Source organism: Vibrio sp. V43_P6S15P86, from assembly GCF_009904725.1.
In the GTDB taxonomy this organism is placed as follows: Bacteria; Pseudomonadota; Gammaproteobacteria; order Enterobacterales; family Vibrionaceae; genus Vibrio; species Vibrio diabolicus.
The window spans coordinates 1-5,390 of the sequence record NZ_WXWT01000235.1; the positions used below are offsets into that span (position 1 = coordinate 1).

Here is a 5,390-nt window from a genome sequence, read left to right on the forward strand (position 1 = left end):
ACCTTGAGCCTAGTGCGGTAGAAAGTGAATTTGAGGAAAAACGCTACGGAAAAGCAAGCGTCGAGGTTCCAAAATTAGTTGACGAGATACTGGCTCTAGAAGGAAAAGAAAGAGCGTAATAATTCTCACAGAGGAGAGCTTTTGTCTTGTCATTAAGAACAAAAAAAGCGGCTCATGAGCCGCTTTTTCATATCTTTAAAACTAACGAATTAGTTGTTCACTTTTAGTTTTTGGAAGTACTCATCGTACATTACGCTCGCTTCGCCAACTTCATCTTGCCAAGTACCGCTGTCCATCACTTCTTGTGGTGGGAAGATGCTTGGATCATTAGCAAATTCTTTCGGTAGCAGATCGTGTGCCGTTTTAACTGGAGTAGGGTAACCAATCTCTAGTGCAATCTTAGCTGCGTTCTCAGGACGTAGTAGGAAATCGATCATCTTATGAGCGGCGTCAACGTTCTTCGCGCCAGTTGGAATAGCTAGGCTGTCCATCCAGAAGATAGTGCCTTTTTCTGGCCAGATGATGTCGATGTTCGCGCCTTCTTGACGAGCCATGTATGCAGAACCGTTCCAAAGCATGCCTAGTGAAACTTCACCCGCAAGGTAAGGGTTTGCAGGAAAGTCTGAGTTAAATACTAATACGTTTGGCATTAGCTTTTTCAGTTCTTCGTAAGCGGCTTTGATTTCTTCTGGGTTAGTCGTGTTTGGTGAGTAACCAAGCTTAGTCAATGCAATGTGGAATACTTCGCGAGAATCATCCATCAGCATTAGTTGACCCTCCCACTTGCTATCCCAGAAATCATCCCATTTAGAAACCGATGACTTGTCTAGCATGTCAGCATTGATACCAATACCGGTCGCACCCCAAATGTATGGGATAGAGTAGTTGTTGTTCGGATCGAACGGCTTGTTAAGGAAGTTAGTATCAAGATCGGCAAAATGAGACAATTTCTCTTTGTCGATCTGTTGCAGCATGCTTTCTTTACGCATTTTAGAGACGAAATAGGTAGACGGTACTACCAAGTCGTAACCAGAACCTTGGGTTTTAAGTTTTGCGTACATACTCTCGTTAGATTCATATGTAGAGTAAATAACTTTGATTCCAGTTTCTTTTGTAAAGTCTTCAAGAACTTCGTTTGGAATGTATTCCGACCAGTTGTAGAAATACAGTTCTTGATCAGCAGCCATTGCAGGGGTAGCGATGAGCGTCGCTGCACATAGAGCGCTTGCGTAGAATTTACTTTTCATTTGTTTTCCGTTTTGTTTCGCGATTGGACAAGTCAATACTAGCTGGAGTTATCAAGTTGATCCAAATCGCAGTAAGCACAAATCTGTTTATTTAGCTCGAGGGCTGTATCTCCGCTTTGTGAGAAGATAAAACTAGACATCGAGCCGATAAACCTAGCAACGCATAATTATATCAGTCAATTACAAAAATAGGCAGCGTATTGCTGCCTATTTTCTTTTAGTCGATGACTTGTTACACAAGCTAGATTATTGTCCCGCTTTCAGCTTGAGGAAATAATCTTCGTACTTAACGGTTAGATCACCAACCGCATCTTGCCATTCCACTCGATCAAGATCTTCTTGAGAAGGGAATAGTGGGGCAACGTCTTTAAACTTAGCATTCGATTCCTCCACCGCCGTTAGGTAGCCAGTATCACGAGAGATTTGCTCTGCGATTTCTGGGCGCAGTAGGAAGTCGATCATCTTGTGAGCGGCTTCTACGTTCTTCGCACCGGAAGAGATAGCGAAGTTATCAACCCAGCCGATACCGCCTTCTTTAGGAAAAACGAGTTTAAGGTTCAGGCCTTCATTTTGCGCGGCTGCAGCGCTACCGTTCCAAAGCATACCAACGCCCACTTCACCAGACATGTAAGGTGCGCCAGGGTTGTCAGAGTTGAAAACTAAAACGTTAGGCATCAACTTTTGTAGCTCAGCGTACGCTTCATCGATTTGCTTAGGGTCTTTTGAGTTACCTGAGTAGCCAAGTTTACGTAGAGCGATATGGAATACTTCACGAGTGTCGTCCATCAACATTACTTGACCTTCAAGCTCAGGCTTCCATAGGTCAGCCCAGCTTTGGAAGTCTTTTGGGTCGTACATGTCTGCGTTAACCGCTAGGCCTGTAATCGCAACAACGTGTGGAATAGAGTAGTCGTTATTTGGATCGTAAGGCTTGTCTAGGTAGTTTTTATCTAGGTTGCCGAAGTTTTTCAGCTTAGTCTTATCGATCTTTTGTAGCATGCCTTCGTCACGCATCTTCGCCACGAAGTACGTTGAAGGTACTACTAGGTCATAACCTTGGTTATGGGTTTTTAGCTTTGCATACAAAGTTTCGTTCGACTCGTAAGTCGAGTAGATCACTTTGATGCCAGTTTCTTTAGTAAATTGCTCTAGGATATTACTGTTGATGTAAGGACCCCAGTTCATAAATACTAGTTCTTTATCATCCGCTGTCGCTGTACCAGAGAACAGAGAAAGCGCACATGCACTACCAGCTAATAGAGTAGCCCATTTTTTCATTGACGTTAGCTCCAAACCAAACGTTGTCCAAATCATTTTGGACGGTAGATAGAAAAACAGAATGGCATGTAACCATTCTGTTTCGTGATGTTAACGGATGTGGATTTTACTTCACTTTTTCTCTTGCGAGCAACTGAGAAATTACGACAAGAATTAAAGAAACCACCAACATGACCGTTGCAAGAGCATTCACTTCCGGTGAAATACCCACCTTAACCATCGAGTAAATTTTCAATGGTAGGATTTCATACGTTGGACCTGTTACGAACGAACTGATAATTACGTCGTCCAGAGACAGGGTAAAGCTAAGCAGCCAGCCTGCCGCAACTGCTGGTTTTGCAAGAGGAAGGATGATCTGCTTTAAGATAACCCATTCACTTGCGCCAAGATCTTTTGCTGCTTCCAACATCTTCACATCGAAGCCATTTAAGCGGCTGTATACGGTTACCACCACAAATGGCAAACAGAAGGTGATGTGGGCAATCAATAGAGTAAAGAAGCCCAGCTGTGTGCCTAATACTAGGAACAGAGCAAGTAATGAAATCGCCATGACAATATCTGGAGACATCATTACGACAAACAGCATGCCGTTTACAGCGCCTTTGCCTTTGAACGAGTAACGGAATAGGGCAACAGCTGTTAAGCTACCAATAATAGTAGCCGCTGTTGCAGAAAATACCGCCACGTTCAATGAGTGCCATGCAGCCTGCATTAGGCTGTCGTTGTTGACTAGGGTTTCATACCATTTCGTGGTGAAACCACCCCATTTCATACCAAATTTATTGGCGTTAAATGAATTTACGATTAGTACAACGATTGGTAGATACAAAAATGCATAAACCAACGCCATAAAGCTAAATCTAACTGTGCGTCCCATTAGTCTAGCTCCACTTTCTTATTCAATAATTTTCCTGCTCGGTAGTAAGCGTAAAGCATGACCGCCATTGCGAAGGTGAGGGCGATACTGGTCGCAGCACCAAATGGCCAATCACGAGCGTTCAATACTTGGCTCTTAATTACGTTACCAATCAGTAGGTTCTTCGCACCGCCTAGAAGATCTGAGATGTAGAACATACCCAGCGCAGGTAGTAGAACCAACAAACAGCCACCGATAATGCCAGGCATTGTCAGAGGTAGAATTACTTTAGTAATGGTTTGGAGCTTGTTCGCACCGAGGTCTTTTGCTGCCTCGATGTAAGTGTTGTCCAACTTCTCGATTGCCGAGTAAAGCGGCAGAATCATGAAAGGAAGTAGGATATATACAAGACCAATCATTACAGCCGTTTCGGTATACATAATACGCAACGGCTTGTCGATGATTTCCATTGCCATCAGCGACTTGTTCAAAATGCCCTGTGTACCGAGAACAATCTTCAGTCCGTAAGTTCGAATCAAAGAGTTCGTCCAAAATGGTACGATCACCAAAAACAGCATAAACGGACGCCATTTTTCAGGCATTTTCGCTACGATATAAGCAAACGGGTATCCAATGACTAAACACAACAACGTTGCCACAATTGCCATGTAGAACGAGTGCATCAGCACTTTCGCATACAGTGGGTCCAGCAGACGCAAGTAGTTGTCGAAAGTGAATGTCATTTCGATTAAGTTTGCTTCATCACGCGTTAAGAAACTGGTACCAATAATCATTACGTTTGGTACCAACACAAACAGTGTTAGCCAGCCTACGATTAAGGCAATGATCGCGTTCTGAAGATTAATCTTCTTGCTTATCATTGAGTACTACCTCCCAGCTCTCAACCCAAGTGATAGCGACTTTCTGGCCAAGTGAGTGGTCCACATCAGGATCATCTTCGTTAAAGAACTCGCTTACCATTACACGCATACCTGAATCCAATTGGATAACAGAATCTAACGTCATACCTTTATAAGTACGCTCAGTTACGTGACCTACAATGCCTTTTTCTTCAGACTCTTTGATTTCTTCGATACGTAAGTCTTCAGGGCGAAGTAGTACTTGTAGTTTGTCGCCTTTCTGTGCTTCCTTATCGTAGTAAACGACGGATTCAACACCTTCAATTTCTGCGCGGATGCGTTTGTCATCGATGCGCTCTAGCATGGTTGCATTGAATACGTTGATCTCACCAATAAAGCGGGCAACAAACAGGTTCTTAGGCTCTTCGTAAATCTCACGCGGAGAGCCATCTTGTTCTATAACGCCATCACGCATCACGATGATGCGGTCTGACATCGATAGGGCTTCTTCCTGGTCGTGTGTCACAAAGATAAAGGTAATACCAAGTTGACGCTGAAGCTGCTTCAACTCGATCTGCATTTGTTTACGCAATTTGTAGTCCAGCGCCGATAGCGATTCATCGAGCAGAAGTACTTTTGGTTTATTAACAACTGCACGAGCAATTGCGATACGCTGTTGCTGGCCACCAGAAAGTTGGTGCGGTTTACGCTGTGCCATTTTTTCTAGACGAACCATGCGTAATGCTTCCATGACTCTTGGTTCAATCTCTGCTGCAGGTGTTTTCTGCATACGAAGACCAAAAGCGACATTCTCATATACGGTCATGTGTGGAAACAGTGCGTAACTTTGAAATACCGTGTTGACGTGTCTCTGCTCAGCAGGAACCTGTGTTACATCTTGGTCATCCAAAATGATTTGACCGTTATCCGCCGCTTCAAAACCAGCGATCATTCGTAAAACTGTCGTTTTACCACAACCAGAAGGCCCAAGAATCGTCAGAAACTCACCATGATTAACATCCAGATTTAAATTACCGATGATTTCCTTACCATCGAAACTTTTACTAATACCAGATAAACGAATAACTGGCTTTCCTGCTTGCGGTTTTGCGTTCAACGTCTGTATTTCCCCCACGTTCAAGCTGGGAT

5 protein-coding genes and 1 pseudogene are annotated in these 5,390 nt (G+C 43.6%); 1 reads left to right on the forward strand and 5 read right to left on the reverse strand.

Annotated features, from left to right (window positions below):
• Positions 1–119, forward strand: a pseudogene (locus tag CAG69_RS22550) (NAD-dependent protein deacylase); the annotation flags it as partial.
• A gap of 90 nt (positions 120–209) precedes the next feature.
• Here the strand turns inward: CAG69_RS22550 and CAG69_RS10450 are convergent.
• The 5 genes from CAG69_RS10450 to potA all read right to left on the reverse strand — a co-directional run bounded on the left by CAG69_RS10450 (position 210) and on the right by potA (position 5,376).
• Positions 210–1,247, reverse strand: coding sequence for an extracellular solute-binding protein (locus tag CAG69_RS10450; RefSeq protein WP_161444097.1), 1,038 nt, complete (start codon positions 1,245–1,247; stop codon positions 210–212).
• Between the two features lie 246 nt (positions 1,248–1,493).
• Positions 1,494–2,525, reverse strand: a complete 1,032-nt coding sequence (locus tag CAG69_RS10455; protein ID WP_161444099.1) for an extracellular solute-binding protein — start codon at positions 2,523–2,525, stop codon at positions 1,494–1,496.
• A 106-nt stretch (positions 2,526–2,631) separates the two neighbouring features.
• Entirely contained in the window at positions 2,632–3,402 is a 771-nt protein-coding gene (gene potC, locus CAG69_RS10460; RefSeq protein WP_161444101.1) for a spermidine/putrescine ABC transporter permease PotC, read from the reverse strand.
• Complete coding sequence (gene potB / locus CAG69_RS10465) at positions 3,402–4,262, reverse strand: spermidine/putrescine ABC transporter permease PotB (RefSeq protein ID WP_012841831.1); 861 nt, start codon at positions 4,260–4,262, stop codon at positions 3,402–3,404. Before potB ends, potC begins: the two co-directional genes overlap by 1 nt.
• Positions 4,243–5,376, reverse strand: coding sequence for a spermidine/putrescine ABC transporter ATP-binding protein PotA (gene potA, locus CAG69_RS10470; RefSeq protein ID WP_081441240.1), 1,134 nt, complete (start codon positions 5,374–5,376; stop codon positions 4,243–4,245). The genes potB and potA overlap by 20 nt, the downstream gene beginning before the upstream one ends.
• Positions 5,377–5,390 lie beyond the last annotated feature (14 nt).